The organism is Actinacidiphila acidipaludis, assembly GCF_019890725.1.
Lineage (GTDB): Bacteria > Actinomycetota > Actinomycetes > Streptomycetales > Streptomycetaceae > Actinacidiphila > Actinacidiphila acidipaludis.
Window position 1 is genome coordinate 1 of record NZ_JAINZZ010000141.1, and the last position, 1,065, is coordinate 1,065.

General features: G+C 69.9%; 1 protein-coding gene and 1 pseudogene. Both read right to left on the reverse strand.

Going from position 1 to position 1,065, the window contains the following annotated elements:
• Window positions 1–145: pseudogene (locus tag K7862_RS38115) on the reverse strand (ABC transporter permease); the annotation flags it as partial.
• The coding region (locus K7862_RS37040) for an ATP-binding cassette domain-containing protein (RefSeq protein WP_222970198.1) at window positions 142–1,065 on the reverse strand (924 nt) is incomplete at its 5' end. The gene K7862_RS37040 and the pseudogene K7862_RS38115, both read right to left, overlap by 4 nt.

Here is a 1,065-nt window from a genome sequence, read left to right on the forward strand (position 1 = left end):
CGCCGAAGACGTAGACGAAGAGCAGCAGCAGCATGATCGGTGTGAGCAGGAGGTTGAGGGTGAGGGAGGGGTAGCGGCGGGCGTGCAGGAGGTTGCGGCGCAGCATGGTGGAGGAGTCGCGCACGGCCAGGGACAGTGAACTCATCGGACAGCCTCCTTCGGCTGGTCGGGGGTGGCGCCGGCGGTGGTGCCGGTGCTGGTGTCGGTGAGGGCGAAGAAGACGTCGTCGAGGTCGGGTGTGTGGACGGTGAGTTCGTCGGCTTCGATGCCGGCGGTGTCCAGCCGGTCGAGGAGGGTGCGTAGTTCGTGTTGGCTGCCGTCGCCGGCGATGCGCAGGGTCAGGGCCTGGTCGTCGGGGGTGGCCTGGGGCAGGGCGGTGGTGGCGGTGCGGTAGGTGGCGGGGTCGGTGAAGCGCAGGCGGATGTGGCCGCCGGGGATGAGGCGTTTGAGTTCGTCGGGGGTGCCTTGCGCGGCGATCCTCCCGTTGTGCAGGACGGCGATGCGGTCGGCGAGTTCGTCGGCTTCTTCGAGGTACTGGGTGGTGAGCAGGACGGTGACGCCGCCGGTGACCAGTTCGCGGATGATCTGCCACATGGTGTGGCGGGCGCGGGGGTCCAGGCCGGTGGTGGGTTCGTCGAGGAAGATGATCTGGGGGTTGCCGACCAGGGTCATGGCGATGTCCAGGCGGCGTTTCATGCCGCCGGAGTAGGTGGAGGCGGGTTTGCCTGCGGCGTCGGCGAGGTCGAAGCGTTCGAGCAGTTCGGCTGTGACGCGGCGGCCTTCGCGTGTGGGCAGGTGGTGCAGGTCGGCCATGAGGAGCATGTTCTCCTCGCCGGTGATCAGGCCGTCCACCGCGGAGAACTGCCCGGTCACCCCGATCACGCCCCGCACGCCCTGGGGGTCGCCGGCGACGTCCCGGCCGCCGACGGTGGCCGTGCCGCCGTCGGCGCGGACGAGGGTGGAGAGGATCTTGACGGTGGTGGTCTTGCCGGCGCCGTTCGGGCCGAGCAGCGCGAACACCGAACCGGCCGGAATGCGCAGGTCGATGCCGTCGAGGACGGTCGT